This window comes from Nocardia sp. N2S4-5, assembly GCF_044628355.1.
Classification (GTDB): domain Bacteria; phylum Actinomycetota; class Actinomycetes; order Mycobacteriales; family Mycobacteriaceae; genus Nocardia; species Nocardia wallacei_B.
This window is the reverse complement of the sequence record NZ_JBIUPM010000001.1, coordinates 1,394,640-1,420,707: the sequence shown is the minus strand read 5'-3', so window position 1 is coordinate 1,420,707 and position 26,068 is coordinate 1,394,640. Positions and strand designations below refer to the sequence as shown.

The following is a 26,068-nucleotide window of genomic DNA, read 5'->3' as shown; positions in this document are numbered from 1 at the left end:
ACGCGTCGTGGCGGAGGCCCGACACGAGCGGCCCGGGGACAGCAGCGGAGCGTCACCACGCAGGACGCCGCTCGTGGCGTGCATGGATTCTGCGTGAGCGTGTAAGGGGTACGACAACATGACGTCAGATCGGCTGATCGCGGGGCGGTACCGCCTGGGGGATCCCATCGGTACGGGGGCGATGGGGGTCGTCTGGCGGGCCACCGACGTGCGGCTGCGGCGCACGGTCGCGGTCAAGCAGCTGTTACTGGCGCCCGGCCTGACGCGCTCGCAGGCGCTCGAGGCGAAGCTGCGGGCCATGCGGGAGGGGCGGATCGCGGCCCGGCTGCACCATCAGAACGCGGTGACCGTGTTCGACGTGGCCGAGGAGGACGGCCAGCCGTGGCTGGTCATGGAGTTCGTCGACGCGCAGAGCCTGGCGACGGTTATGCGGGAGCAGGGCCCGCTGGATCCGCAGCGGGTGGCGCGGATCGGGGCGAAGGTGGCGGCCGCGCTGGCCGTCGCGCACGACGCGGGCATCGTGCACCGGGACGTGAAACCGGCCAACATCCTGGTCGCCGACAACGGCACCGTGAAGATCACCGATTTCGGTATCTCCCGTGCGGTCGGCGACGTCACGGTGACCTCGACCGGATTCCTCGCCGGGACGCCCGCATACCTGGCGCCGGAGGTGGCGCGCGGCGAGGATCCCGAACCGGCGTCCGATGTGTTCGCCTTGGGGTCGACACTGTACGCGGCGGTCGAGGGCGCGCCGCCGTTCGGTGAGGGTGAAAACCCCTTGGCTGTCCTGCATTCGGTGGTTCGCGCACAGGTGCCGCCGCCGCGTCGCGCCGCGACGCTGGGCCCGGTGCTGATGGAACTGCTGGCCGCCGACGCCGGAAACCGGCCCAATATGCGAGAGGCCCAGACCGCGCTGGCGGCCGTGGCCGACGGCCGCGCGACGCCGCCACCCAAATCGGCGACCAAGATCCTGCCCAAACCCGGAGCCCCACTGGACGCGGCGGCCACGACCGTCCTCTCCGGAGACGCGGCGGGCAACGCCGAGGATCCGACCGCGCACGTGGCGACCGCGGCAATGCCGAGCGGCAGCACCGTGCCCGCGGGAACGCCTGCGCCGCAACGCAAGTCGGTCCTGACCGACCAGAACCGGCGAATACTTGCCTGGGCCGCGGCGGGCGCGGTGGGGCTGCTCGTGCTCGTCGGCCTGATCTTCGCGCTGAACGGCAACGACAACGGCGGCGAGCGGACCACCGCGGGCGGCGGGTCGTCGCAGGCGGTTCCCCCCGCGCCGTCCGCCGCCGCGGTGCCGCCGCCGGCGGAGGAGGGACAGCCGACCCGGCCTCCGGCCGCCACGAGCACGACCGCGGCGCCGTCGTCCAGCGCCGCGCCGTCCAGCACGCCGAGCGCGACCTCGTCCGCGCCGCGCAGCAGCGCGCCGCCGCCGAGCACGACCCCGGCGCCGGCCCCGCCGGTCAGCGCCGCGGCGTTCGTGTCGAGCTACTACGGCACGCTGCCGGGCAACACCAGCGCCGCGTGGTCGATGCTGTCGCCGTCGTATCAGGCGCAGACCGGCGGGTACGACTCGTATGTGCGGTTTTGGAGCCAGTTCAGCGGCGTGAGTGTGTCGAATGTCGTGCAGAACGGCGACCGGGCGTCCGCCACGATCACCTACCGGTATCGCAACGGCGGGCAGGAATCCGAGCAGCGATGGTTCCGCGTGACGAACGAGGGCGGCAGATCGCTGATCGTCGACTCCCAGCGCGGGTGAGCCGCCGCCGGGATGCCCGGGGTTTGCCGATGATCAACTAAACTGGCGTCGCCGTACGTCGACGAATGGAGCAGCCACCCCGTGCCAGCCCTCGCCGCCGTCCTGTGGGACATGGACGGGACCCTGCTGGATTCGGAGAAGCTCTGGGACATCGGGGTGCGTGAGCTGTCGGTCGAACTGGGCGGCGAGATGACCGACGCGACCCGCCACGCCCTCATCGGCGCCGCCGCCGACGACGCGCTGCGGATCATCTTCGCCGGTCTGGGGCTGTATCCCGATCCCGCGGGGATGGCCGAGGCTGGGGAGTGGCTGCACCGGCGCGTGACCGATCTCATGGCCGGGCCCATCCCGTGGCGGCCCGGCGCGCAGGACGCGCTGGCCGCGGTGCGGGCCTCCGGCCTGCGGACCGCGCTGGTCACCAACACCACCCGCGCCCTCACCGAGCTGTGCCTGGACACCCTCGGCCGCGACCACTTCGACATCACGGTCTGCGGCGACGAGGTCCCGCGCGGCAAACCGGCCCCCGACCCCTACCTGCGCGGCGCCGACCTGCTGGGCGTCGAACCGGAAGACTGTGTGGCCGTGGAGGACTCGCCGACCGGCTCGCACTCCGCCGCGACCGCGGGCTGCGCCGTGCTCGTCGTCCCCTGCGAAATCCCGGTCCCCGAACGGCCCGGCCTGATCTTCCGCGAATCGCTCGTCGGCCTCACGCCCGCCGACCTCTCCGCTGTCCACGCGGCGATACGGCCCTAGCCGCACACCCGTCCATTTCCCTCGCGAAGCCCACCGCTGTGGAGGGGAATAGCTGTGGCGCACACTGTTACTCGCGAGTTTGTGAGCTTTGACAGTGATCTTGGTGAATCCCGGGCGTGTTCTCGGACGGCAGTACAGAATGGCTGCATGACTTCGACCGGGGAGCGGGCCGATGGACGCCGGGTGGCCGGGAACGGCGCCGAAGATGCTGGGCCACAGGGCGGTTGGTCGGCACTTCACAAAACAGTAGACACCGGTCGGTATCCTTTGGATGAGCCCGGTAGCGCCGACTGGGATCGCATCGTGGCGCAGGCCCGTGCCGAGCTGGCCTCCGACGGCTGCTGTGTGCTGGCGGGTTTCATCCGCCCGGAGCTGCTGGAGACGCTGCGCGCCGAGGGCGACGCGCTCGCCCCGCACGCGTACTACACGGTCGAGAAGGTCAACGCCTACAACATCCCGCTCGATGCCGACCTGCCCCCCGACCATCCGGGCAATATCGTGCTCGAACGCGGAAACGCCTTCGTCGCACGGGATCTCGTTCCGGCCGAGGCCTTGATCCAGCGGCTCTACTCCAGCCCGGATTTCCAGCGCTTCCTCGCCGACTGCTTCGGCCTGCCCGAACTGCACGAATTCGCGGACCCGCTGGCGGGCCTGTGCCTGAATGTGGTGGCGCCCGGCATGTCGCACCCGTGGCACTTCGACACCAACGCGTTCACGGTCTCCATGCTGACCCGCGCGCCGGAGGCCGGCGGGGTGTTCGAATACTGCCCGGCGATCCGCTCGCCGCAGGCCGAGAATCTCGAGGATGTGCGCGCCGTACTGACCGGCGGCGGCGAACGGCTGATCCGCCGGCTGCACCTGCGGCCCGGCGATCTGCAGCTGTTCCAGGGCCGGTTCTCGCTGCACCGGGTCTCGCCCGTGGAGGGCGCCACGCAGCGGCACACCGCGATCTTCGCCTACAGCGAGCAGCCCGGCGTCGTCGGCAATGTCGAACGCACCCGGCAACTGTTCGGACGGGTCCTTCCGGACCATCTAGCCGCGGCCGGCAACGCCGTCCGCGGGGACCGACTACTCGACTGAGAGGAATCGCCCGTGCAGGTTTCGCTGGACAACACCGGAAAAGCGTCGTTCGACGACATCTACGACCGCCCCGATCCATCCGCCTACTACCGCCGGATGGCCGATCTGGACTACTGCATTCCGGAACTGGCGAAACCACATTTCGAACGGATCATCGCGGACCGCCGCGCCGCGATCGGCGCCGCGCCCACGGTGCTCGACATCGGCTGCTCCTACGGCGTGAACGCCGCACTGCTGCGCCTGGACACCACCGTGGCCGAACTGGCCGAACACTATCGCGAGGGCGACACCGCGGCGCGCATCGCGCGCGATCGGGCCCGGCTGGCCGCCGCCGACCCGGAGCCGGGGGTGCGCTTCATCGGCATGGACGCCGCCGCACCGGCGCTGTCCTACGCCGCCGAGGCGGGCTTGCTGGACGACGTCGTGCATGCCGACCTGGAAGCGGCCGACCCCACCGAGCCGCAGCGCCGCCTGCTCGCCACCGCCGATCTGGTGATCTCTACCGGCTGCGTCGGCTACGTCACCGACCGCACCCTCCTGCGGGTGGCACGTGCCCACGGCACGCGGCTGCCCTGGATGGCACACTTCGTGCTGCGGATGTTCGACTTCGAGCCGATCGCGAAGCAGTTGGCAGATCTCGGGTACCGGATCGAGCAGGTACCGGGCACCTTCCGGCAGCGCCGCTTCGCCTCCGAGGCCGAACAGACCCAAGTGCTGAACACCCTGTCCGCCAACGGTATCGACCCCACCGGCATGGAGGCGGACGGGTGGCTGCACGCCCAGTTGCACCTCTGTATTCCCGAAGACCGACCGACCACAGACGAGGACCGCCCGTGACCGACCGCACCTTCGCCTTCGACGACCAGCTGCCGCGCGTGCCGCTGCCCACCCTCGAGGACAGCTGCGCGCGATTCCTGGAATGGAGCGCGCCGCTGCTGACCGAGGACGAGCGCGCCGCGACCGAGCGCGCGGTCGCCGACCTGTTGCGTGCCGACGGCCCGGCCCGCATCCTGCACGCCGACCTGGAGCGTTTCGACGCCGAGCCGGGCGTGCAGAGCTGGCTGGACGAGTTCTGGCCCGCGCGGTACCTGGGCCGGCGGGACCGAATCGCGTTGAACGCCAACTTCTTCTTCCTCTTCCGCGACGACACCGCCCTGGCGCGGTCGACCTCCGGCCAGCAGGCCGACCGCGCCGCCGCGATCATCACCGCGGCAGTGGATTACAAGGTGCGGTTGGACGCCGAGGCGATCCCGCCGGTCACTCAGCGCGGCCAGCATCTGTCGATGGCGCAGAACAAGTTCCTGTTCGCCGAGACCCGCATCCCGGGCGACCCGCAGGACACCGTCCGGGTGCCCTACAGCGCGGAGTGGCCCGGGCCGTCGCAGGCGCGGCACATCGTGGTGTTCTACCGCGGCAACATGTTCCGGATGGATGTGATCGGCCCCGGCGGCACGCCCTACGGCCAGGACGATCTGGTCGACGGCCTGCGCGCGGTCATGAAGGCGGGCACGCGCCGCGCGCCCACCGACACCGCCGCCGGGCACCTGACCACCCTGCCCCGTGCCGAATGGGCCGATGTCCGTACCGCGTTGCGCGCCGAACCGGCCAATGTCGCCGCGCTGGAGGCCATCGAGACCGCGCTGTTCTGCGTCTGCCTGGAGGACTTCGCGCCGCGCGACACCCAGCACGCGTGCGACCAACTGCTGCACGGCGACAGCGGCAACCGGTGGTTCGACAAGGCGGTGTCGTTCATCGTGTTCGGGGACGGCAGCGCGGGCATCAATGTCGAGCACTGCGGGCTGGACGGCACCACCATCCTGTCGTTCGTCGACGCTCTGCTCGAGGCGCCCGTCGCGGAGCACGCGGAGCGGTCCGGCGCGCAACCGCAGGGGCTGCCCGGTGTCGAGCCGATCGAGTTCGTCCTCGACGGCCGCTTGCGCGGCGAGATCTCCGGCGCGGCAGCGGCATTCGCCCAGTTCGCCGCCGACAACGCGACTCTGACGGTGTCGTTCGAGGAGTTCGGCGCCAACCGGGCCAAGCAGCTCGGGATGTCGCCGGACGCGTTCGCGCAGCTGAGCTACCAGCTTGCCCACCGGCGCAGCAAGGGGCTCACCGGCGCTACTTACGAGTCCATCGCCACTCGCCAGTACCGCAACGGCCGCACCGAGGCGATGCGGGTGATCACGCCCGAGATGCTGGAATTCGTTGCCGCCATGGACGATCCGCAGGCCGATGCCGAGGAGAAGCGGGAGCGCCTGCGCGCGGCCGCCGCGGCGCACGTCAACCGCGCCAAGGACTGCCAGCGCGGCGCCGCGCCGGAACAGCACCTGTGGGAGTTGCAACTGATCCAGCGCCGCCGCGGCGAACAGCTCGGCGCCACCGAGCCGATGCCGTTCTACGACAGCCCCGGCTGGATCATCACCCGCGACGACTACCTGAGCACCAGCTCCGCCCCCTCCGCCAATATCGAGTACTTCGGCTTCGGCTGCACCAGCCAGAAGTGCATCGGCGTCGCGTACGTACTCCTGCCCGACCGCTGGAACCTCTACCTCGCCACCCCCAAATCCGTTGCGGCGCAAATGCACGACTTCGCCGCCCACCTCCGCGCCGCCGTAGCCGAACTGGAGGAACTGCTCACCCCCGCGGGGTAGCGACGCCAAGGGGTGCGGTGTTCCCGCACCCTTGGGCGTGCCCCGCGCGAGGAAGCGCTGTGACCGGCGAAAACGGGAGGCGGCCGGGAGCGGTGGTTGCTAGCGTGGTCGGCTGTGAACGACACGCGCGCACCGGAGTTCAGCTGGCGGCGGCTCGCGGCCGCGGACTTCCCGTTGCTCGCGGGGTGGCTCGCGCAACCGCATGTGCGGCGCTGGTGGAATCACGAGTTCACGCCGGAGGCGGTGGAGCGCGATTTCGGGCCGGGGGTGCGCGGCGCCGAGCCGGGGGAGGATCTGCTGGTATCGGCCGACGGTGAGCCGGTCGGTCTGGTCCAGCGGTGTCGCTTGGCCGACTACCCGGAGTACCTCGACGAGCTGGCGCCGCTGATCGAGGTTCCGGCGGGCGCGGCGTCGCTGGACTACCTCGTGGGCGATCCGGACCGGGTGGGCCGCGGGCTCGGCTCGGCCATGCTGCGCGCGATCATCGCGGGGACCTGGACCGACTATCCGGGCACCGGCTGCGTGCTCGTGCCCGTCGCCGCCGCCAACCCGGCGTCCTGGCGGGCACTGGAGAAGGCGGGTATGCACCGCATCGCCGAGGGCTACCTCACTCCCGACAACCCGGCCGACGACGGGAACCACTACGTCTACCGCATCGATCGCCCGCGGCCCGCGGTGTGATCGCGCGCCGTCACCCGATAACCGATTGCGGAGGGTACGCGGGCGTCTGAAACAATGGCTCCCCGTGAAGACTTTCGAAACCCTGTTCGCCGAGCTGCAGGATCGTGCGGTCAACCGCCCCGAGGGGTCCGGGACCGTGGCGGCATTGGACGCGGGCGTGCATGCGCAGGGCAAGAAGGTTCTGGAGGAGGCCGGTGAGGTCTGGCTCGCCGCCGAGCACGAGAGCGACGAGGCCCTGTCCGAGGAGATCTCGCAGCTGCTGTATTGGGTTCAGGTGCTGATGGTGGGCCGCGGGCTGCGGCTCGAGGACGTGTACCGACATCTGTGACGGATAACCCGCCGGATGCCCGGCGGGACGCCACCGTCCGTCACGAGTCCCGAAAGGACACCCCATGCTCCGCGTCGCAGTCCCCAACAAAGGCGCCCTCTCCGAATCCGCGGTCGAGATCCTCAGCGAGGCCGGCTACCGCAAGCGCACCGACTCCCGCGACCTGTCCGTGCTCGACAACGCCAATCAGGTCGAGTTCTTCTTCCTGCGCCCCAAGGACATTGCCATCTACGTGGGTTCGGGCGAACTGGATCTGGGTATTACCGGACGAGACTTGGCGCTGGATTCGGGTGCGCCGGTGCAGGAGCGGCTGAGCCTCGGGTTCGGCCGCTCCACTTTCCGGTACGCGGCCCCCGCCGGGCGCGAGTGGAAGGTGCAGGACCTCTACGACAAGCGCATCGCCACCTCCTACCCCAACCTCGTGCTGCGCGATCTGCAGCGTTACGGCATCGAGGCCGAGGTGATCCGCCTCGACGGCGCCGTCGAGATCTCCATCCAGCTGGGCGTGGCCGACGCCATCGCCGACGTGGTCGGCTCCGGGCGGACGCTGCGCCAGCACAATCTGGTGGCGTTCGGCGAGTCGCTGTGCGATTCGGAGGCGGTGCTGATCGAGGGCGCCGGATCCGATCGCCGTGACAAGACCCGTAATCAGCTCGTCGCACGCGTACAGGGCGTGGTGTTCGCGCAGCAGTACCTGATGCTGGACTACGACTGCCCCAAGGAGCTGCTCGACGCCGCCGCGCGGATCACTCCGGGTCTGGAGTCGCCGACGGTCTCCCCGCTGGCGGACGAGGGCTGGGTCGCTGTGCGTGCGCTGGTGCCGCGCGGTCAGGGCAACGACCTGATGGACCAGCTCGCCGAACTCGGCGCCAAGGCCATCCTCGCGACCGACATCCGCTCCTGTCGCGCCTTCTGAAGGACTCTGTGATGCTGCCTGTGCTCGTTCCCGCCAAGGTGCCGACGAACCTCCTCGAGTGGATCGCTCAGCTGCTCTGCCATCTCGGCGGCGGCATGTGCATCGCGTGATTCACGGCCGCGCCGGATCGGGTGTGCTCGCCGCTCCGGTGGCGAGTTCCGGCGCGGCGGCGGGCCAGCCGGGGTAAGGCGGCGGCGTGCCGCCGAAGGCCGGGCACAGCGGTTGGTAGTCGCAGTAGGCGCACAACCGGTTGCGGTTCGGCGGGAATTCGCCCGTGCGCCCGGCGGCGCTGATGGCCGCCCACAGCGCCGAGAGGATGCGCTCGAAGCGCAGCAACTCGGCCTCGTCGGGGGCGTAGGTGAGGATCTGGCCGTCCGCCAGGTAGATCAGGCGCAGCTGGGCCGGGACGATGCCGCGGGTGCGCAACACGATCAACGCGTAGAACTTGAGCTGGAACAGGGCCCGCTGCTCGCCCATCGGACCGGGGGAGCGGCCGGTCTTGTAATCGACCACGCGCAGCTGGCCGGTGGCGGCGACGTCGATGCGGTCGACATAGCCGCGCAGCGGGGAGCCGTCGTCCAGGCACACCTCGATCAGCGACTCACAGGACTCCGGCTCGAACGCCGTCGGATCCTCGAGGCCGTAATACGCCTGGACGAGCCGGTTCACCTCGTCGAGAAACTCGCCCGGCCCGGCCTCCTCGACCAGCGCACCGACCTCCGGGCGTTCGGCCAGCAAACGCTGCCACGCGGGTGTGACCAACGCGGCCGCGCGCTCCGGGAGACGTTCACCGCTCGGTAACCCGTACAGCGATTCCAGTACCGAATGAACTACGGTGCCGCGCACCGCATGCCGCGCGGGCGGTTCCGGAATGCGGTCGATGGCACGCAATCGGTATTTCAACGGACATTGTTTGAAATCCATTGCCCGCGACGGCGACAGCGCCGGCCGGGGTGATACCTGAGGTGCCGGGTCCGGGGTCGTCGTCGGTGGCGCTGCCATACCTGGCAGGCTATCCGGGGGCACCGACAAAAACATCGAAGAACGGAGATCCATGACGGCCAGACGGACCGGTCCATTCACCAGCGGTGACCGGGTGCAGCTGACCGACGCCAAGGGCCGTCAGCACACCGTGGTGCTGGAACCCGGCAAGGAGTTCCACACCCACAAGGGGCCGATCCGGCACGACGAGCTGATCGGCGCCGACGAGGGCTGCGTGGTCCAATCCGCCAACGGCACACCGTATCTCGCGCTGCGCCCGCTGCTGGTGGACTACGTGCTGTCGATGCCGCGCGGCGCCGCGGTGATCTATCCGAAGGACGCCGCGCAGATCGTGCACGAGGGGGATATGTTCCCCGGCGCCCGGGTGCTCGAGGCGGGCGCCGGCTCGGGCGCGCTGACCTGCTCGCTGCTGCGGGCGGTCGGACCGGAGGGCCGGGTGCTGTCCTACGAGATCCGCGACGACCACGCCGAGCACGCGGTCCGCAATGTCGAGCGGTTCTTCGGCGAACGTCCGGCTAACTGGGAGTTGACCATCGGCGACGTCATCGAATACGACGGCGGGCAGGTCGACCGGGTGGTCCTGGACATGCTCAAGCCGTGGGACGCGTTGCCCGCGGTATCCCGGGCCCTGATCCCCGGCGGCGTGCTGATCGTCTACGTCGCCACCGTCACGCAGCTCTCGGAGGTGGTGGAGGCGCTGCGGCAGCAGCAGTGCTGGACCGAACCGCGCTCCTGGGAGTCGCTGGTGCGGCCCTGGCACGCGGTGGGCCTGGCCGTCCGCCCCGAACACCGCATGCAGGGGCACACGGCGTTCCTGATCAGCGCGCGCCGCCTGGCCGACGGCGTCACTCCGCCCAAGCCGCAGCGCCGCCCCTCGAAGGGCTGAGGACCCCGTACGCACGACAGTGGCCTTCACCCACAGCGGGGTGAAGGCCACCGGTCGTTCAGGGATCGGGCTACGCCTGGCAGGGCGCCTTGCCCATGGCGAGGATCTGGCAGGCGGAGGCGTCGGACAGCTGCCAGCCCGCGTCGGAGTGCTGCCAGGTCATCGGCATCGCGGGAGCCGGGCCGTGCGGCGAGGTGATGACGACCTGCGCGGTGGCGTCCTCGTCGTCGGTCTTCACCTCCGACACCGCGAAGGTGATCTTGCCGTAGTTGGCCAGCCCCTGGGTCATGGTGTCGATGTTGGCCGTGCGCTTCTCACCGTCGACGATCAATTTCGCTTTGTCGGCGGTCGGTTTCGCGGGGTCGACGAAACCGTCGAGGGTGGCCTGCAGGGCCTCCGGCGTGGGCGCGGCGGCGTCGCCGTGCTCGTGGGCCGAACTGCCGCTCGCCGCGCTGGTGGCGGCAGCGGCGCTGGTGGTGCTGGTCGCGGCCGCCGAATCGTCGGACGTGTCGGACCCGCATGCTGTGATACCGGTAACGGCGAGGGCCGCGAACACGGTAGCCGTGACAAGACGAATGCGGGAAACACGAACGGAGTGTGCGACGTTGCCACTACAACGGGTACCACCGGTGGGAAGGAGCATCGAGTAACACACCTTTCGGCTCGGTCCGGCGAATGTGCTCACCGGAATAGGTTAGGGCAGGCTAACATGGTCCCCCGGCCGTCGGCCGCGGCTGAAGATGTGATCACGACGAAACCATGTCGGAAAGCGAGAACGGTTCGCGCCCGGTAGCGTTGATAGACCGGGACTGGGAGGAGCAGCATCATGAGCCCCATCGAGAATTCGGATTCGGCGGCCTGGAGGGAACTCGAGGTAGTACGCGCCGAGGCGGCTGCACTCCGAAGGCAACTCGCCGACGCCCCTGATCGTTCGCGGGAATTGGAAGCGCGCATCGATTCGCTGACAATTCGCAACACCAAGCTGATGGACACGCTGAAGGAAGCCCGCCAGCAACTCGTCGCCCTGCGCGAGGAGGTAGACCGGCTCGGCCAGCCGCCGAGTGGCTACGGCGTGCTGATCGGTGTCTACGACGATCAGACCGTCGACGTGTTTACCTCGGGGCGCAAGATGCGCCTGACGTGCTCACCGAATATCGACACGTCGACGCTGCACTACGGGCAGACAGTCCGCCTCAACGAGGCGCTGACCGTGGTCGAGGCCGGTGTGTTCGATCAGACCGGCGAGATCGGCACCCTGCGCGAGATCCTCGATGACGGGCGCAGGGCGCTGGTGGTCGGTCATGCCGACGAGGAGCGCGTGGTCTGGCTGTCGGGCCCGCTGACCAGGCTGGTCGACATCGACGACCTCGAGGATCCGGATCAGCCGATTCGCAAACTGCGGCCGGGTGATTCGCTGCTGGTCGACACCAAGGCCGGCTTCGCCTTCGAGCGCATCCCCAAGGCGGAGGTTGAGGACCTGGTCCTCGAGGAAGTTCCCGATGTCGACTACGAGGACATCGGCGGCCTGACGCGTCAGATCGAGCAGATCCGCGACGCGGTGGAACTGCCGTTCCTGCACAAGGACCTGTTCCGCGAGTACGCGCTGCGCCCGCCCAAGGGCGTGCTGCTCTACGGTCCGCCCGGTTGCGGTAAGACGCTGATCGCCAAGGCGGTGGCCAACTCCCTGGCGAAGAAGATCGCCGAGGCGCGCGGAGAGGATGCCAAGGAGGCCAAGTCCTTCTTCCTCAACATCAAGGGTCCCGAGCTGCTGAACAAGTTCGTGGGCGAGACCGAGCGTCACATCCGGATCATCTTCCAGCGCGCCCGGGAGAAGGCGTCCGAGGGCACGCCGGTGATCGTGTTCTTCGACGAGATGGACTCGATCTTCCGCACCCGCGGCTCGGGCGTCTCGTCCGATGTGGAGACCACGGTGGTCCCGCAGCTGCTGTCGGAGATCGACGGCGTCGAGGGCTTGGAGAACGTCATCGTGATCGGCGCCTCCAACCGTGAGGACATGATCGATCCGGCCATCCTGCGGCCCGGCCGCCTCGATGTGAAGATCAAGATCGAGCGCCCGGACGCCGAAGCGGCCCAGGACATCTTCTCCAAGTACCTCACCGAGGGCCTGCCGCTGCACGCCGACGACATCGCCGAGTTCGGCGGCGACCGGACCAAGTGCATCCAGGCGATGATCGAACGGGTCGTCGACCGGATGTACGCCGAGAGCGAGGACAACCGCTTCCTGGAGGTCACCTACGCCAACGGTGACAAGGAGGTCCTGTACTTCAAGGACTTCAACTCCGGCGCCATGATCCAGAACATCGTGGACCGGTCCAAGAAGTACGCGATCAAGTCCGTGCTCGAGACCGGCAACCCCGGTCTGCGCATCCAGCATCTGTTCGATTCGATCGTGGACGAGTTCTCCGAGAACGAGGACCTGCCCAACACCACGAATCCCGATGACTGGGCACGTATCTCGGGCAAGAAGGGCGAGCGGATCGTCTACATTCGCACCCTGGTCACCGGCAAGAACGCCAGTGCCAGCCGCGCGATCGACACGGAGTCGAACACGGGCCAGTACCTGTAGTACCTGGCAGACCACAGGGCCGCGCTTCCCGCAGGAAGCGCGGCCCTTCGTGTTGCCGGTGCTGGTGAAAATGGGGTGGGGCGAAAACTCGGATTGCAAGGTATCGTGCCCGCAGAAGAATCGGACGGGGCGGGGGCAACTGCGCCGCAACACCTTTCGGGTTGCGGCTGGGTTGCCCACAACTGGATCACGGGGAGGGGAGGCTCGATGGACGTCGCCGAGCACGCGTCCTTCGCGGGGTATCGCATCGAGCGCAAGCTGGGCTCGGGCGCGATGGGCACGGTCTATCTGGCCCAGCATCCGCGGCTGCCGCGCAAGGACGCGGTGAAGGTGCTGGCGGAATCGCATGCCGACGATGCCGCTTTTCGCGCGCGTTTCCTGCGCGAGGCCGAGATCGCGGCGGGATTGCAGCATCCGAACCTGGTGGCGGTCCGCGACCGCGGCGAGGACGAGGGCCGGCTGTGGATCGCGATGCAGTATGTCGACGGCGGCGATCTGGGCGATCTGATCCGCCGCGGCCCGGCCGTGCTGGACGTGGCCCGCGTGGTGCGCATCCTGTCCGAGGCGGCCGAGGGGCTCGACGAGATCCATCGGGCAGGGCTGCTGCACCGCGACGTGAAGCCCGCCAACATCCTGGTCGCCGAGCAACCCGGCGGCGCGGACCGCGTACTGGTCACCGATTTCGGCATCGCGCGCCCGGCCGACGACTCGACGACGCTCGCCGGTCCCGGCGGGCTGTCGGCCACGCTGGCCTATGCCGCGCCGGAGCAACTCAGCGGCGAACCGGTGGATCACCGCGCAGACATCTACGCGCTGGGCTGCACGCTGTACCAGATGCTCACCGGCTCGGTCCCGTTCCCGCGCCACAGCCCGGGTTCGGTGATGTACGCGCACCTGCACGAACCGCCCCCGCGCCCGTCCGAACGCAACCCGCGGATCCCGGCGGCATTCGACCCTGTCGTCGCCAAGGCGATGGCGAAGAAACCCGGCGACCGGTTCGCCACCTGCGGCGAGCTCGCGGCCGCCGCGCGGGCGGCGGCGGCCGGGCACGGAACGGCCGGGCGGCGACCGGGCCGGATGGTCGCGCTCGCCGCGGTGGTCGCGCTCGTCGTCGTGGTCGCGGCCGTGGTGTACGGGCTGCGGAGTTCCGAGTCCGGCGTACCGTCCCGCGCGGACCACCGTCCGGTGACGGGGACGATCGAGCCGAGCCAGTGGGGCACGTACGCGTATATCCCGCAGACGTTTCCGGATCTGCTGCCGCCGAGCCCGTACGGCGTGGGCTATCAGGAACTGACCAGCTGCACGCCGATCCTCGCGGGTGGCGAGGTCGGCGATCTCGACGCCGCGGTGCCGGTGGGTCATCTGCTGTGCCTGGGCAATCTGGATCCGGCCCTGCAGGTGGATGTCACCTGCAACGCCGACCGGTCGCCGATCGCGCCGAACCGCTCGTTCGCCGCCGTCGAGGGCGACGAGGCCTGGGCTCGCCCGACGGGGACGGGCCACTTGTTCTGGGGCACCGAGAATTTCACCGGCTCCCCGGCGGAGCGCCTGAACCGGCCCGCGGTGGGCGTGCTCGACGTGTACTTCGACGATCCGGACCGCAACTTCTGCCGGATGCATGTGCTCGGCGACGTGACCACCGGCGCCGAACTGCGCCGCCTCTGGTGGCCGGAGGCGCCGCTGTGAGGGCCGGAATCGTCTTGTTCACGCTGCTGCTCGTCGCGGGTTGCGCGACCGACGGGCGTCCGCACGCGGCGTACCCCGATCCGCGATCGCTCGACGCCGGCGCCTACAGCGTCGAACCGCTCGACGAACCGGCCAACGGCAACGAGCACTACGGCCGCGTGCTGGAATCGATGCGGATGGCCGAGGTGCTCATCGACCCGGCCGAAGCCGATGCGGCGCTGACCCACCTGCTGGGCGCCTCGCCGATGATGCCGCTGCCCGCACCGGCCAATGCGGCAGTGCTGCTGGCCAATCCGGTGCGCCCGGTGCTCGAGCGCGACGGCATGCTGGCCGGCGCCGCGGCCGCGGGGGCCGACGTCGATATCCCGTCGGGCCGTCCGGTGGTGGGTCGTTCGCGCCTGCTGACCACGATCGTGCTGCGCTTCCCGGACGCGGCCGCGGCGCAGCGCGCGGCGGGCGACATCGACGCGGTCGACGCCGCCGTCAATCCCGAGAACGTGCCGGTGCCGATTCCGGGACACCCTGCGGCACATGCCCATTGGCGGCCGACCGTACCGACCCTGGCGGCCACGATCGCGCAGGGCGACTACGTCGTCAGTGTGCTCGCCGGTCACACCGCACCGGACGCGGCGGTCCTGACCGGTCTGGCGGCGAAGGCGTTCGACGCGCAGTTCGCCCGCCTGCGCGACTTCGTGGCCACCCCGCGCGACCGGTTGGCGGCGCTGCCGCTGGACCGTGACGGCATGGTCCGCCGGATGGTGCCCGACGCGCCGGGCCGGTGGTCGTATCCGGCCGTGATGAGCACGAGCAAGGATCTCGACGCGGGCTGGAACGCACTGGTGCTGGGCCGGGGCGTGGTCTACGGGACGCGCGCGGCGTGGTTGTGGGGCGGCCGCAAGCAGCACGATCACCCGGTCGAGCTGATGGCGAACAACGGCTTCAACGCGCTCATGCGGTACGCGGACCCCGCGGCGGCCCGGCGCGCCTTCGACGAGTCGAGGCGCAAGGACATCGCGCAGACCGACCTGCGGCCCGCGCCCGCTCCCGGCGGCGTACCCGACTCGGTGTGCTGGGAGAGCGCGCAACCGGACGCCCTGAAGATGACGAGGTTCGTCTGCCGATTGGTGCACGACCGGTACACCGCGGCGATCGTCGGCCGGGAGTTGAAGACGACACAGCAGAAGACGGCGGCACAATACGGACTGTTGGTGAACGGCGGCTAGCTGATGTCCGAAACATTGCCTCCCGGAGTGGTTTTCGCCGGGTACCGGATCGAGCGAACTCTCGGTTCCGGCGGAATGGGGACGGTCTACCTGGCCGCGCACCCGCGACTGCCCCGCTTCGACGCCGTGAAGGTGCTGCCGGGAGAACTCGGCAAGGACCCCGAATACCGCGCTCGGTTCGCCCGCGAGGCGGAATTGGCCGCGCGCCTGGACCATCCGAATATCGTGGCGGTGCGCGACCGGGGCGTCGAGCACGGTTACCTCTGGATCGCCATGCAACTCGTCGACGGCATCGACGCCGCGGAGGCGTTGCGCCGCACACCCGGCGGGCTCGAGCCACGGCTCGCGGCGCACATCGTCACCGAGGCGGCCCGCGGCCTGGACGAGGCCCACCGCGCGGGCCTGCTGCACCGCGACGTGAAACCGGCGAATCTGCTGCTCGAGCCGCGCGGTGCGGAGCAGTTGCCCCGGGTGTACGTATCGGACTTCGGTATCGCTCGGGGCGCCACCGACACCGCCGGGCTGACCGAGACGGGTTCGGTGCTGGCGACGGTGGCCTACGCCGCGCCCGAGCAGATCACCGGCGCGGCCGTCGACCACCGGGCCGACGTATATGCGCTCGGCTGCACGCTGTACGAATTGCTCACCGGCACAAAGCCGTTCCCGCGCCCGACCCCGGCGGCGGTGCTGCACGCCCATCTCGCCGATCCGCCGCCGCGCCCGACCGTGCACATGCCCGGCCTGCCGCCGGTGTTCGACGCGATCGTGGCGCGGGCGCTGGCGAAGAATCCGGCCGACCGCTACCCGAGCTGCGGCGCGCTGGCGGCCGATGTGGCGTCGGCCGCCGGTGGCGGGGCGCCCCGGTACGCCCCGGTTCCCGTCCCGGTTGCGGCGTCGCGCGGGCCGGTGCGGCGGCGGCTGTACTGGGCGATGGCGTTGTTCGCCGTCGTCGTCACGGCGGCGGCCGCGGGTGTGGTCGCGGCGACGAGAGACACGACCGCGCCGCCCGTCGCGGTCCCGGCGTCCGATACCGCGGTGACCTCGGTGCGCGCCACGTCCGAGCGCCCGCCGCCGACCGGGAACAGCCCGTTGTCGTGGGGCGACTACGACTACATCGTGCAGCCCTTCCCGAATCTGTTGCCCGCCAGTCCCGTTGCGGGTGGATATCAAGGGCTCCGGTGCGTGGTGGTCGACGAGCAGATGAAGCAGGTGCCTCTCGTCGGCAAGCCGTACAACGGCCGGGCCATGCTGTCGTGCCAGGGGAACAAGAATCCGGTCGACTCGGTGGGGGTCATGTGCAATGCGAATCGCACGCCCACGACGGTGCACGCGTATACGGACGTGGCGGTCGTGGGTGACGAACGCTGGGAGCGCCCCACGGGCACGGGCCGGGTCATGTGGTCGGATGTGGCCGATCCGCGGCAGGGTGTCGTACAGATCCAATTCGACGATCCGGCACGTAATTACTGTCAGATCCATGTCTGGGGCGGGGCCTCCGGGCAGGAGGTCATGGACCGGTGGTGGCGCGATGCACCGCTGTGACGATGGCGGATTTCCCGGGACGGAGGGCGCATGACGCTCGATGAGGGCACGGTCATCGGCGGGTACCGGCTGGGTCGCCGGCTCGGCGACCGCGGCGGCGCAACGGTTTTCGAGGCGCGCGACCAGAGCACCGGCCGGCTGGACGAGATCACCCTCCGCGCCAGCGGCCACGACGACGAATTCCGGGACCGATACCGGCGCACGGCCGAGCGGGCGGCGGCGGTCCGGCACCCGAACCTGGCCGCCGTGTTCGACGCCGGTGTCTACGACGGCCGCTTGTGGATCGCCGCGCAGTACGTCGACGGAGTCGACGCCACGGCGATGACCGACAGTGCGGGCGTGGACATCACGCGGGCGGCGCGCGTCGTGGCGGCGGTGGCCCGCGGGCTCGGCGAGGCGCACCGGGCCGGGCTGCGGCACGGCGATGTGCGGCCCTCCGACATCCGGGTCGTCGAGCGGCCCGGGGCCCCGGATCACGTCGTCCTCACCGGTTACGGGATCGCCCGCGCCGCAACCGATCCCGTGGCGTTCCCGGCGCCCGAGCAGCGTTCCGGTGGCGCGGTGGACCACCGCGCCGACGTGTACGCGCTGGGCTGCACGCTGTATTCGATGCTGACCGGTGCGCCGCCGGATCCCGTTGCGCCCGTGCCGCCCCCGTCGCGGGCGAACCCCTGGGTACCCGCCGCGCTGGACGCGGTGGTGGCGCGAGCGACGGCGGACCGCCCGGAGGATCGGTATCCCGACGGCGGCGCGCTGGCCGCCGCGCTCGAGGCCGCGGTCGAGACGAGCGCGGCAGCGCCGCCGCCCCGGCCGTCTCGGCGGCTGCTGTGGTCCGCGGCCGTTGCTGTCACGGTGCTGCTGGTGGCGGTGGCCGTGACCGTGTGGGCGGTGACCGGACCCGACGAGCAGTCCACGGCCGGGCCCGCCACCTCCACGGCGGCGCGATCGCCGGAACTGAAGGCGGCGCTATGGGGCGCGTACGCGTATGTGGCGGATGCCTTTCCGCAGCTGCTGCCGGTCTCGGTGGACGGAATCGGATTCGACGAACTCACCCACTGCACGCCCGTGGACGACGGCCTGCACCTGGTGTCGCTGTACGAACCGGCGCGCATCGGCCGCGTGATGTGCGGTGGAAACAACGAACCGATAGTCGGAATCGTCATCGAATGTATGGCCGATCGGTCCCGGGTGAGCCCTCGTCCGGCGGACTGGGCCGTCGGCGGTGAGCGGTGGTCCCGGCCGACCGGATCGGGCCAGGTGCGCTGGGGCGACTACCAGAACACCGAAGGCGCGCGTGTCGGCAGGGTCGAGGTGTTCTTCGACGACGCGGCCCGCAACTTCTGCAAGCTGCAGATCAGCGGGCGGGTCTCGGGGGCCGAGCTGCACGCGCGCTGGTGGCCGGGAGTGCCGGTATGACCGGGCGCGCGGGGGCGGGGAAGAGGGGAGACACGGTGCCACGTGTGCACGCGCGCTACCGGGCGGTCGTCTCGGCGCTGGGTGCGGTACTGCTGCTGGCGACCGGTTGCACCGTCGCGGGCAGCCCCGCCCGCATGGCGCCCGATCGCGCGGCCGTCGATATCGGTCCCTACGGTGTCACGCCACTGGTCGCGCCGCCCAACGACAACGAGAAGTACGGGCGGGTACTGGAATCGGTCCGGATGGGTGAGGCCGTGATCGACCCGGTGGAGATCGATCCGGCGCTCACCTTCGGGGTGGGCATCGCCGCCTCGGTGCCGATCCCGACACCCGCGAAGGCGGGATTCCTCGCGCAGCCGGTCCGCGCGGTGCTCGAACGGCGCGGCATGCTGGCCGGATTCTCCGTGGGCGGCATGGACACCGGGATTCCCGCGGAGGTGGCGGTAGGCCGGGCGCGGCTGCTGACCGTGCTGCTGTTGCGGTTCCCCGACGACGCCGCGGCCCGGTCGGCGGCCACCGAGATCGACGCCGTCGACGCCGCCGTCAGCCCGGAGAACGTCCCGGTGCCGATTCCCGAACACCCTGAGGCACACGGGCATTGGCGGCCGACCGCGCCGACGCTGGCCGCGACCACGGCAGTGGGGCCGTTCGTGATCAGCGTGCTGGCGGGGGAGCGGTCCACCGACCTGGAGGCGTTGCGCCGGATGGCGGGCACGGCGTTCACCGCGCAGCGCGCGCGGCTGGCCGACTTCCGGCCCACGCCGCCGGACCGGTTCGCCACGCTGCCCCTCGACACCGACGGCATGCTCGCCCGGCTGCTGCCGGAGGCGCCCGGGGTGTGGCCGTGGCCCGCGGTGATCACCCGGCGCAACGATCCGAACGCGGGGTGGCTGACCAGTGTCACCGCGTCCGGCATCGTGCTGGGACCGCGGGCCTCGCACCGGTGGGGCAGCTGGCAGCGGCCCGCCGAGGGCATCGGCATGGTCCTCGCGCTCAACGGGCAGCACACCCTGTTGCGCCTGGCCGACGCGGTCGCCGCGCGCCGGGAGTACGACGACGCGGTCGATGAGCTGACCGAACCCGGCCAGCGGCAGACCGCCTCGCCCGCAGGCGTTCCGGACGCACGGTGCATGGAGTCGTTGTCCGGCTTGCAGTTCGGGCCGCGGTTCGCGTGCCGGATGCTCTACGGCAGGTACGAGGCGGTCGTGTTCGCCCGCACCCTCGCCGACGCCCACCACAAGATCTCGGCGCAGTACCTGCTGCTGGCGCGAAGCGAGCAGTGATGCGGGACAGGCTGATTCCCGGCACGGTCTTCGCGGGGTACGTGATCGAGCGGGTGCTCGGCGGCGGCGGAATGGGCACGGTGTACGTGGCCCGGCATCCGCGGCTGCCGCGCCGCGACGCGGTGAAGGTGCTGTCGGCCGACCACAGCGCCGACGCGGAGTACCGGGCCCGGTTCGTGCGCGAGGCCGAACTGGTGGCGCGGCTGAACCATCCGAATATCGTGGCCGTGCACGATCGCGGCGTCGAGGACGGCCGGCTCTGGATCGCCATGCAGTATGTCGAGGGCGGCGACGCAGCGGGCCTGGTGCGCGGCGGCGCGATGCTTGCGCCCTGGCGCGCGGTGTCGATCGTGGAACAGGCGGCGCGCGGCCTGGACGAGGCGCACCGGGCCGGTCTGGTGCACCGTGACGTGAAGCCGGGCAATATCCTGATCGGCTCCCGCGCCGGTCAGCCGGACCGAGTCCTGGTGTCCGACTTCGGCATCGGCCGCTCCGTGGGCGACCCCACCGTGCTCACCGAGACCGGCGCGGTGGTGGCGACCATCGCCTACGCCGCGCCGGAACAACTCATGGCGGACCGGGTGGATCACCGCGCCGACGTCTACGCGCTCGGCTGCACGCTCTACGAGCTGCTCACCGGCGCGAAGCCGTTTCCGCGCGCCACCGCGGCGGCCGTGCTGCACGCGCACCTCGAGGACCCGCCGCCGCGCCCCACGGCGATCCGGCCCGAACTCCCGCCCGCGATCGACGCGGTCGTCGCCCGGGCGCTGGCGAAGCATCCCGACCAGCGGTACCCGAGCTGTGGTGCGCTCGCCGCCGACGCGGCGGCCGCGTTCGGCGCGCCGCGTGCCCCGGTTCCGCCCGCTCCGCCGCCCGCGGCCGCGCGGGGACGACGGCGCGGGCTACTGGTCGCGGGCGCCCTGCTGCTGGCGCTTGTCGCGGTGGTGGCGAGTGTCGTTGCGCTGAACCGGAATTCCACCGACGAGACCGTGGCGGCGGCGTCCACGACCACCACCTCGCCGCCGCGCCCGGCAGCGACGACGACGGCAGCGGCACGCAACACATGGGGCAGTCACGCCTATATGACGCTGGCCTTCCCCGGTCTGCTGCCGCCGACCCCCGATGCCGCCGGGTACCAGGGCATCCGGTGCGTGGCGCTGGGTGAGGACCAGCGCCCGGCCGACGTCACCGTTCCCGTGACCGGCGACACCCGGCTGAACTGCAACGGCGACAAGAATCCGATCGAAGTCCTGGTCGTGCGCTGCAATTCCGAACGTGTGCGCGTGCAAGACCCGGTCTACCAGCGCGGCACCACCTTTCGAGGCGACGAGCGCTGGCAGCGGCTGTCGGGCGCGGGTCGCATCGAGTGGGGCGACCTGGTCAACCCGCGCGGCGAACCCGCCGGCGCCCTCACCGTGACCTTCGAGGACCCCGGCCGGGATTTCTGTCAGCTGCTGGCGCTGGGCGGGCATTCCGGCCGCGACCTGCTCGATCGCTGGTGGGCGGGCGCACCGGTCTGAGCCACCGGAAGTATGGGGATGACACCGTCTGGCCGCTCGCGCTAAAATTTGGCCATGCGGCCAGAAAATAGTCCGGATGGCCAACAGCGGACGTTCATCGAGGAGGCGCGGCGGCGGCAGATCATCGCCGCCGCGGTCGAGGTGATCTCCGAATTCGGTTACGGCAACGCCTCGCTCGCGCGCATCGCCAAGCAGGCGGGGATCTCCAAGGGCGTCATCTCCTACCACTTCGACGGCAAGGACGACCTGATGGCGCAGCTGGTGGTCCAGTTGTACGTCTTGGGCGCCGAGCGGATCGCGCCGGCGGTGGAGGCCGCCGAGGGGCCCCGGGACAAGCTGCTCGCCTATATCCGAGCGAATCTGGCGTTCATCGACGACAACCGCACCTACGTTGCCGCGCTGATGGATGTCGTGCTCAACCTGCGCGACGCGGACGGGCGGCCGCGGTTCGCCGGTGGCGAGGGCGAGCAGGAGATCATGCAACCGCTGGTGGACCTGATGGTCGAGGGTCAGCGGTCTGGGGTGTTCGGCGAATTCGATCCCGTCGCCATGGCCGCCTCGATCCGCGACTCCATCGACGGCGCGGCCGGGCGGGCGATCCACTCAGCGGATTTCGATATGACGAGTTACTCGGCACACGTGCGCCGGCTCTACGATCTGGCCACCCGGAAGGAGGCCCGACAATGACGACCACGGTGAATACCGCCGCGCCACAGTCGGTTTCGCGAGACGATCGACCACCCTTCGCGACCGTGCCGATCACGCTGGTGGTCGCGGCCGCCGCGGTGGCGCTGCTGCTGTCCATCGGCCGGTACGGCTTCTTCGGCGACGAACTGTACTTCCTCTCCGCCGGGCGGCGGCTCGCGGCGAGCTACGCCGACCAGGGCCCGGCGCTGCCCGCGATCGCCCGGCTGATGGACCTGATAGCGCCGGGTTCGCTGGTGGCGCAACGCATTCCGGCCGTCCTGGTGACCCTCGCGGCGATCGTGGTGTGCGCGCAACTCGCGCGCGAGTTCGGCGGGTCCCGCGGCGCGCAGACGCTGTCCGCCATCGCCTACGCCGGATCGCCGTTCCTGTTGGTACAGGGCACGCAGCTGTCCACCAATGCCATCGACACCGCGCTGTGGGTGGTCATCGGCTGGCTGGTGGTGCGGTGGGCCCGTACCCGCCGCGACCACCTGCTGCTGTGGGCCGCGGTGGTGACGGCGATCGATATGCAGGTGAAGTGGCTGGCGCCGTTCCTCTGGGCCGCGATCGCGGTCGGGGCGCTGGTGTTCGGCCCCCGGGAACTGCTGCGCCGCCCGGCGCTGTGGTGGGGCGCCGCGCTCGTCACGGTGACGATGGCGCCCAGCCTGGTGTGGCAGGCGCGGCACGGTTGGCCGCAGCTCGGCATGGGCGCCCAGGTCGCGGCGGAGCAGGGTACCGTCGGCGGCCGGTGGACGTTCGTCCCGCTCGCCCTGCTGCTGGCCGGTGTGCTCGGCGTGTTGTTCGTCGTGGGTGGCAGCTGGGCTCTGCTGCGCTGGGAACCGTTGCGCCCGTATCGTTTTCTGGGCGTGGTGTTGCCGCTGCTGACCCTGACCTTCGTGGCGATGAACGGGCGGCCCTACTACGTCGTCGGGGCGTATGCCGTCGTGATGAGCGCCGGGGCGGTGTGGTGGACGAGCCGTCCGGGCCGGTGGCGGCGGGTGCTCGCGGTATCGCTCGCGGTGGCCTCGGCGCTCGTGGTGGTGTGGTCGCTGCCGTGGCAGCCGGAGTCGGAGATCACCCCGGCCGGTGACGACGCGTCGGCGGGGCTGGCCATCGGGCTGTACGGGAAATTCGGCTGGCCGGAACTGCGCGCGGGGGTGCGCGACGCCTACCGATCCCTCCCGGACCCGCAGCGATCCCATGTCGTCGTGGTCGGCGACGGTTACTGGCAGGCCGCCGCGCTCGATGTCGACCGGGACGAGACGGGCCTGCCCGCCGTGTACAGCCCGAACCGCGGTTTCGGCTACTTCGGCGCCCCGCCGGACGACGCGACGACGGTGCTCTGGGTCGGCGGCGACGAGTCCGATCTGCGGTCGCGGTTCGCCGAGGTGCGTCCGGTCGGCCGCGTGGATGCCCGGCTGGGTATGCCCGGCGTCACCCGCGACGTGACCATCTGGCGCTGCGACGGCCCGCGCGAACCCTGGTCGCGGGCCTGGGACGGCATGCTGCGCCTGGGCTGACCGGTGTGGCGGAAGGCGGCACTGCCGCCTCCCGCGTCGACTCAATTGTGCTGCGCCGTCACGCTTTCGAAGACGACATCGGTGGACGGCGCGCCGTCGCCGGAGCCGTCCTTGGTGCCGCCCGCGGCGATGTTCTGCAGCACGTCCATCCCGGCGCTCACCCGGCCGAACGGGGTGTAGTTCGCGGGCAGGCGGCTGTCGGAATAGACCAGGAAGAACTGGCTGCCATTGGTGTTCGGCCCGGCGTTGGCCATCGCCACGGTGCCGGCGGGATAGGTGGCCCCGGCCAGGTTCTCGTCGTCGAAGCGGTAGCCCGGGCCGCCGCTGCCGGTGCCGGTGGGATCGCCGCACTGCAGCACGAAGATGCCCTCGGTGGTGAGGCGGTGGCAGCGGGTGTGATCGAAATACTGCTCGCCGGAAAGGAAGACGAAGGAGTTGACCGTGCGCGGGGCGCGCGCGGCGTCGAGATCGACGGCGATGGCGCCGCAGTTCGTCTGCAGCGTGGCCGCGTACGGATAGCCCGGATCGATCGTCAGCGCGGGCTCGGCGGGCCACTGCTTGCCGTTGGGCTGTGCGCCGGAGGAGGTCATGCAGCCGGGTGCGGTGGTGTGCAGCGGCTCGGGCGCCGCGGCGGCCCGCCCGGTGACGAGGATCGCGATCGCCACGCCCGCCGCGACGAGGCCCGCCCGCCGCAACGCCTTGCGCTGCTTGCGAACCGGGGTGCTGTTTCGGTCGGTCTCGGGCTGTGGGAATTGCGGAACACTACTCACCGGGGCGGTTCTCCTTGGAGTCGGAACGCGGGGACGATTTCGCCCGGCATCATTCCACGATGTCGCCGCGGTGGGGGAGGAAGCGCGGAATCGATCGTGTCGCCGGTGCCGCGCCCCGGATCGGGGTTAGAGTATCCGGCACGTTGCTCGTCGGTGACCACCGATCCGGCGCCGGGCGCCGGTCCAGAACGGAGCAGGGATGAAACGCATCGCATTCGGTGTGGCCGGGCTGTGTACCGCGATCGCGGGGGTGGGCGCGGCGGCCGGGGGACCGGCCGCGGCGGCGATTCCCGACGGCGTCTACTGCGCGCAGTCGGTGTGCTACAACAGCACGCCGGAGACCCAGACGGTGACCGGCACGGTGGTGTGCCCGTGGATCGAGATGCCGGTCAGCTGGGCCATCGCGCCGCAGAGCGCCGCCGCCGTGGACGCGGGCTGCCCGGACGGAATGCGTTCGGAGGCAGTCCGTCTCTGAGCGCCCGGCGCCGACCGGATCGATATCCGGCGGTGCTGTTCGAGGGCGGATTCGGGGTCAGCGCAGCAGATCGGGAACCAGCACCCGGGTGTCGGGCACGAACGGCCAGTCCGGGTCGCGGAGGCGGTCCCGCAGTTCGGCGTCGGTCCACCACCAGCCGTCGGCGATCTCCTCCGGTTGATGCCGGACGGGCCCGTCGTGGCGCAGTTCGTAGGCGAACAGGTGGCAGCGCATGGGCGCGCCCAGCCACTCGCCGTCCCAGGACGCGCTCGCCAGCGGCAACGGGCCGTCGTCGCCGGGGCCGGGCGTGATGCCCAGTTCCTCGGCCAGTTCCCGCACGGCGGCCGCGGCCGGCTCCTCGCCCGGTGCCAGCACGCCGCCGGCCAGGCAGTCGTGCATACCCGCGAACACCGCCTTGGTGTCGGTGCGCCGATGCACGTACAGCCGTTCGCCGTCGCGCGAGCGCACCAGCACGCCCGCGCTGGCGTGCCAGAGTCCCTCGGCGTAGACGACCGCGCGCTCCGCGCTGCCGATCTCGCGCCCGGCCGGATCGTAGACCGCGATGATCTCGCCCATGCCCGCCTCAGTACTCCCGGTCGAGTTCGGCGTAGGCGGCGAGAATCTGGGCCTGGGCGTCGCCGAGATAGTCGGCGAGCATGTCGGCCGCGGCCGCGGCGTCCCCGCCCGCGAGGGTGTCGAAGACCTCGTGGTTGCGGCGCAGGTAGGGCTCGTGGAAGGTGGTCGGGTCGGACACCACGTGGAAGATCAGGCGCAGTTCGTTCCACACGTTCGACATCAGCGCGTCGAGCAGGCGGCTGTCGTTGAGCGCGGTGACGGCGCGGTGGAACTCGACGTCCGCGGTACCGGCGCCGGTCCAATCCCCTTCCGCCGCACACCGATCCGCGCTCGCCAGCACGGCGGCCACCGGCCCGAGGTCGGCGCGAGTGCGCGGATGGTCGCGCAGGGCGGCACATTCCACGATGCGGCGGCACTTGTAGACCTCGGCGACATCCTCGGCGCTCGGAATCCGCACGAACACACCGCGGTTGAGTTCGTGCACGACCAGCCGCTCCTCGATCAGCGTCCGGAACGCCTCCCGCAGCGTATTGCGCGAAACCTTCAGCGCCGCACAGATATCGGGCTCCGACAGCCGCGTGCCGGGCCGGAACGCACCGTCCAGGATGCCCTCGCGGACGATATCGGCGACCTGGGCGCTGCGGCTGGCGCGATCCAGCCGATCGCGGTGCGCGGCCAGGGCGGTGTAGCTCCCGGCGGGGGCCGACGTCATCGGGTG

General features: G+C 70.7%; 24 protein-coding genes. 19 read left to right on the top strand and 5 right to left on the bottom strand.

What is annotated here, in order from left to right; genetic code table 11:
- Positions 1–118: 118 nt before the first annotated feature.
- From ACFMRZ_RS06355 to hisG, 8 genes are all read left to right on the top strand, one after another.
- Positions 119–1,768 (top strand): serine/threonine-protein kinase, encoded by a 1,650-nt coding sequence (locus ACFMRZ_RS06355; RefSeq protein ID WP_400178293.1) that lies wholly within the window; start codon positions 119–121, stop codon positions 1,766–1,768.
- An 81-nt stretch (positions 1,769–1,849) separates the two neighbouring features.
- Positions 1,850–2,521 carry an HAD family hydrolase gene (locus ACFMRZ_RS06350; RefSeq protein ID WP_400178292.1) on the top strand — a complete coding sequence of 224 codons (672 nt, stop codon included), beginning with the start codon at positions 1,850–1,852 and terminating at the stop codon, positions 2,519–2,521.
- Positions 2,522–2,824: 303 nt separating this feature from the next.
- On the top strand, positions 2,825–3,601 hold the full coding sequence (locus tag ACFMRZ_RS06345) for an arpA protein (protein ID WP_400178291.1): 777 nt from the start codon (positions 2,825–2,827) through the stop codon (positions 3,599–3,601).
- Positions 3,602–3,613: 12 nt separating this feature from the next.
- Positions 3,614–4,438 (top strand): class I SAM-dependent methyltransferase, encoded by an 825-nt coding sequence (locus ACFMRZ_RS06340; protein ID WP_400178290.1) that lies wholly within the window; start codon positions 3,614–3,616, stop codon positions 4,436–4,438.
- Entirely contained in the window at positions 4,435–6,252 is a 1,818-nt protein-coding gene (locus ACFMRZ_RS06335) for a choline/carnitine O-acyltransferase (RefSeq protein ID WP_400178289.1), read from the top strand. Before ACFMRZ_RS06340 ends, ACFMRZ_RS06335 begins: the two co-directional genes overlap by 4 nt.
- Positions 6,253–6,366: 114 nt before the next feature.
- A complete protein-coding gene (locus ACFMRZ_RS06330) occupies positions 6,367–6,933 on the top strand; it encodes a GNAT family N-acetyltransferase (RefSeq protein WP_400178288.1) in 567 nt (188 codons plus the stop codon).
- Positions 6,934–6,979: 46 nt separating this feature from the next.
- Entirely contained in the window at positions 6,980–7,261 is a 282-nt protein-coding gene (locus tag ACFMRZ_RS06325; RefSeq protein WP_187689188.1) for a phosphoribosyl-ATP diphosphatase, read from the top strand.
- A 64-nt stretch (positions 7,262–7,325) separates the two neighbouring features.
- On the top strand, positions 7,326–8,177 hold the full coding sequence (gene hisG / locus ACFMRZ_RS06320; RefSeq protein ID WP_280272058.1) for an ATP phosphoribosyltransferase: 852 nt from the start codon (positions 7,326–7,328) through the stop codon (positions 8,175–8,177).
- A 111-nt stretch (positions 8,178–8,288) separates the two neighbouring features.
- On the opposite strand, the gene ACFMRZ_RS06315 is transcribed toward hisG, so the two are convergent.
- Complete coding sequence (locus tag ACFMRZ_RS06315; RefSeq protein ID WP_400178287.1) at positions 8,289–9,179, bottom strand: RecB family exonuclease; 891 nt, start codon at positions 9,177–9,179, stop codon at positions 8,289–8,291.
- 52 nt (positions 9,180–9,231) lie between these two features.
- Between ACFMRZ_RS06315 and ACFMRZ_RS06310 the strand changes: the two genes are divergently transcribed.
- Positions 9,232–10,065 carry a tRNA (adenine-N1)-methyltransferase gene (locus tag ACFMRZ_RS06310; protein ID WP_280272056.1) on the top strand — a complete coding sequence of 278 codons (834 nt, stop codon included), beginning with the start codon at positions 9,232–9,234 and terminating at the stop codon, positions 10,063–10,065.
- 70 nt (positions 10,066–10,135) lie between these two features.
- Here the strand turns inward: ACFMRZ_RS06310 and ACFMRZ_RS06305 are convergent, their stop codons facing one another.
- Positions 10,136–10,621: a hypothetical protein gene (locus ACFMRZ_RS06305; protein WP_280272055.1), complete on the bottom strand. Its 486-nt coding sequence runs from the start codon at positions 10,619–10,621 to the stop codon at positions 10,136–10,138.
- A 270-nt stretch (positions 10,622–10,891) separates the two neighbouring features.
- Between ACFMRZ_RS06305 and arc the strand changes: the two genes are divergently transcribed.
- From arc to ACFMRZ_RS06260, 9 genes are all read left to right on the top strand, one after another.
- Complete coding sequence (arc, locus tag ACFMRZ_RS06300) at positions 10,892–12,652, top strand: proteasome ATPase (RefSeq protein WP_280272054.1); 1,761 nt, start codon at positions 10,892–10,894, stop codon at positions 12,650–12,652.
- A 207-nt stretch (positions 12,653–12,859) separates the two neighbouring features.
- Positions 12,860–14,338: a serine/threonine-protein kinase gene (locus ACFMRZ_RS06295; RefSeq protein ID WP_400178286.1), complete on the top strand. Its 1,479-nt coding sequence runs from the start codon at positions 12,860–12,862 to the stop codon at positions 14,336–14,338.
- Positions 14,335–15,561: a hypothetical protein gene (locus ACFMRZ_RS06290; RefSeq protein WP_400178285.1), complete on the top strand. Its 1,227-nt coding sequence runs from the start codon at positions 14,335–14,337 to the stop codon at positions 15,559–15,561. Before ACFMRZ_RS06295 ends, ACFMRZ_RS06290 begins: the two co-directional genes overlap by 4 nt.
- Positions 15,562–15,564: 3 nt before the next feature.
- Positions 15,565–17,103, top strand: a complete 1,539-nt coding sequence (locus ACFMRZ_RS06285) for a protein kinase (protein ID WP_400178284.1) — start codon at positions 15,565–15,567, stop codon at positions 17,101–17,103.
- Between the two features lie 30 nt (positions 17,104–17,133).
- Positions 17,134–18,519 (top strand): serine/threonine-protein kinase, encoded by a 1,386-nt coding sequence (locus ACFMRZ_RS06280; protein ID WP_400178283.1) that lies wholly within the window; start codon positions 17,134–17,136, stop codon positions 18,517–18,519.
- 35 nt (positions 18,520–18,554) lie between these two features.
- On the top strand, positions 18,555–19,802 hold the full coding sequence (locus ACFMRZ_RS06275; RefSeq protein ID WP_400178282.1) for a hypothetical protein: 1,248 nt from the start codon (positions 18,555–18,557) through the stop codon (positions 19,800–19,802).
- Entirely contained in the window at positions 19,802–21,322 is a 1,521-nt protein-coding gene (locus tag ACFMRZ_RS06270) for a serine/threonine-protein kinase (protein ID WP_400178281.1), read from the top strand. Before ACFMRZ_RS06275 ends, ACFMRZ_RS06270 begins: the two co-directional genes overlap by 1 nt.
- 54 nt (positions 21,323–21,376) lie before the next feature.
- Positions 21,377–22,009, top strand: a complete 633-nt coding sequence (locus ACFMRZ_RS06265; protein WP_400178280.1) for a TetR/AcrR family transcriptional regulator — start codon at positions 21,377–21,379, stop codon at positions 22,007–22,009.
- Entirely contained in the window at positions 22,006–23,529 is a 1,524-nt protein-coding gene (locus tag ACFMRZ_RS06260) for an ArnT family glycosyltransferase (protein ID WP_400178279.1), read from the top strand. Before ACFMRZ_RS06265 ends, ACFMRZ_RS06260 begins: the two co-directional genes overlap by 4 nt.
- A 41-nt stretch (positions 23,530–23,570) precedes the next feature.
- Here ACFMRZ_RS06260 and ACFMRZ_RS06255 read toward each other — a convergent pair whose 3' ends face one another.
- On the bottom strand, positions 23,571–24,299 hold the full coding sequence (locus tag ACFMRZ_RS06255) for a peptidylprolyl isomerase (RefSeq protein ID WP_400178278.1): 729 nt from the start codon (positions 24,297–24,299) through the stop codon (positions 23,571–23,573).
- Positions 24,300–24,498: 199 nt separating this feature from the next.
- Between ACFMRZ_RS06255 and ACFMRZ_RS06250 the strand changes: the two genes are divergently transcribed.
- Positions 24,499–24,774, top strand: coding sequence for a hypothetical protein (locus ACFMRZ_RS06250; protein WP_400178277.1), 276 nt, complete (start codon positions 24,499–24,501; stop codon positions 24,772–24,774).
- 57 nt (positions 24,775–24,831) lie between these two features.
- On the opposite strand, the gene ACFMRZ_RS06245 is transcribed toward ACFMRZ_RS06250, so the two are convergent.
- Together ACFMRZ_RS06245 and ACFMRZ_RS06240 are read right to left on the bottom strand one after the other, a co-directional pair.
- Positions 24,832–25,350, bottom strand: a complete 519-nt coding sequence (locus ACFMRZ_RS06245; protein WP_400178276.1) for an NUDIX domain-containing protein — start codon at positions 25,348–25,350, stop codon at positions 24,832–24,834.
- Positions 25,351–25,357: 7 nt separating this feature from the next.
- Complete coding sequence (locus ACFMRZ_RS06240; RefSeq protein ID WP_400178275.1) at positions 25,358–26,062, bottom strand: GntR family transcriptional regulator; 705 nt, start codon at positions 26,060–26,062, stop codon at positions 25,358–25,360.
- Between the last annotated feature and the right edge of the window lie 6 nt (positions 26,063–26,068).

Coding starts and splice junctions, on each gene's coding strand:
- ACFMRZ_RS06355 (WP_400178293.1), top strand. CDS start 119: ATGACGTCAGATCGGCTGATCGCGGGGCGGTACCGCCTGGGGGATCCC.
- hisG (WP_280272058.1), top strand. CDS start 7,326: ATGCTCCGCGTCGCAGTCCCCAACAAAGGCGCCCTCTCCGAATCCGCG.
- ACFMRZ_RS06315 (WP_400178287.1), bottom strand. CDS start 9,179: ATGGCAGCGCCACCGACGACGACCCCGGACCCGGCACCTCAGGTATCA.
- ACFMRZ_RS06310 (WP_280272056.1), top strand. CDS start 9,232: ATGACGGCCAGACGGACCGGTCCATTCACCAGCGGTGACCGGGTGCAG.
- arc (WP_280272054.1), top strand. CDS start 10,892: ATGAGCCCCATCGAGAATTCGGATTCGGCGGCCTGGAGGGAACTCGAG.
- ACFMRZ_RS06295 (WP_400178286.1), top strand. CDS start 12,860: ATGGACGTCGCCGAGCACGCGTCCTTCGCGGGGTATCGCATCGAGCGC.
- ACFMRZ_RS06285 (WP_400178284.1), top strand. CDS start 15,565: ATGTCCGAAACATTGCCTCCCGGAGTGGTTTTCGCCGGGTACCGGATC.
- ACFMRZ_RS06280 (WP_400178283.1), top strand. CDS start 17,134: ATGACGCTCGATGAGGGCACGGTCATCGGCGGGTACCGGCTGGGTCGC.
- ACFMRZ_RS06270 (WP_400178281.1), top strand. CDS start 19,802: ATGCGGGACAGGCTGATTCCCGGCACGGTCTTCGCGGGGTACGTGATC.
- ACFMRZ_RS06265 (WP_400178280.1), top strand. CDS start 21,377: ATGCGGCCAGAAAATAGTCCGGATGGCCAACAGCGGACGTTCATCGAG.
- ACFMRZ_RS06260 (WP_400178279.1), top strand. CDS start 22,006: ATGACGACCACGGTGAATACCGCCGCGCCACAGTCGGTTTCGCGAGAC.
- ACFMRZ_RS06250 (WP_400178277.1), top strand. CDS start 24,499: ATGAAACGCATCGCATTCGGTGTGGCCGGGCTGTGTACCGCGATCGCG.
- ACFMRZ_RS06245 (WP_400178276.1), bottom strand. CDS start 25,350: ATGGGCGAGATCATCGCGGTCTACGATCCGGCCGGGCGCGAGATCGGC.
- ACFMRZ_RS06240 (WP_400178275.1), bottom strand. CDS start 26,062: ATGACGTCGGCCCCCGCCGGGAGCTACACCGCCCTGGCCGCGCACCGC.